This is a genomic window from Pseudonocardia sulfidoxydans NBRC 16205, assembly GCF_007989085.1.
Lineage (GTDB): Bacteria > Actinomycetota > Actinomycetes > Mycobacteriales > Pseudonocardiaceae > Pseudonocardia > Pseudonocardia sulfidoxydans.
Map to the genome: position 1 here is coordinate 1 of NZ_BJVJ01000181.1, position 1,089 is coordinate 1,089.

The 1,089-nt window shown below is 71.3% G+C and carries 1 protein-coding gene; it reads left to right on the top strand.

What is annotated here, in order from left to right:
* Nucleotides 1-3 precede the first annotated feature (3 nt).
* Nucleotides 4-1,089: an S-(hydroxymethyl)mycothiol dehydrogenase gene (locus PSU4_RS30910; RefSeq protein ID WP_147116220.1), complete on the top strand. Its 1,086-nt coding sequence runs from the start codon at nt 4-6 to the stop codon at nt 1,087-1,089.

Genomic DNA, 1,089 nt, shown 5'->3' on the forward strand with positions numbered 1-1,089 from the left:
GCCATGTCGCAACAGGTCCGCGCGGTCGTCGCCCACAGCAAGGGCGCACCCGTCTCCGTCGAGACGATCACCGTCCCCGACCCCGGCCCCGGCGAGGCCGTCGTCGCGATCCAGGCCTGCGGGGTGTGTCACACCGACCTGCACTACCGCGAGGGCGGCATCAACGACGAGTTCCCGTTCCTGCTCGGCCACGAAGCCGCGGGCATCGTGGAGTCCGTCGGTGACGGCGTCACCGACGTCGCCCCCGGCGACTTCGTCATCCTTAACTGGCGCGCCGTCTGCGGCGAGTGCCGGGCCTGCGCCAAGGGCAAGCCGCAGTACTGCTTCAACACCCACAACGCCACCCAGAAGATGACCCTCGCCGACGGCACCGAGCTGTCCCCCGCGCTCGGTATCGGGGCGTTCGCGGAGAAGACGCTGGTCGCCGCCGGGCAGTGCACCAAGGTCGACGCCTCCGCGCGCCCCGCCGCCGCCGGGCTGCTGGGCTGCGGCGTGATGGCCGGCATCGGCGCGGCCATCAACACCGGCGGCGTGTCCCGCGGCGACTCGATCGCCGTCATCGGCTGCGGCGGCGTGGGCAACGCCGCGATCGCGGGCGCGAACCTCGTCGGGGCGACCACGATCATCGCCGTCGACGTCGACCCCACGAAGCTGGAGTGGGCCAAGGGATTCGGCGCCACCCACCTCGTCAACTCCCGCGAGGTCGACGCCGTCGAGGCCATCAAGGAGCTCACCGGCGGCAACGGCGCCGACGTCGTCGTCGACGCCGTCGGCCGGCCCGAGACCCTCACGCAGGCGTTCTTCGCCCGCGACCTCGCCGGCACCGCGGTCCTGGTCGGGGTGCCCACCCCGGAGATGACCTTCGAGATCCCGATGATCGAGATCTTCGGCCGCGGTGGGGCGACGAAGTCGTCCTGGTACGGCGACTGCCTGCCCTCGCGCGACTTCCCGATGCTGATCGACCTGTACCTGCAGGGCCGGCTGCCGCTGGACAAGTTCATGTCCGAGGAGATCGGGCTCGACGCCGTCGAGGAGGCCTTCCACCGGATGGAACGCGGCGAGGTCCTGCGCTCGGTGGTGGTCCTCTGA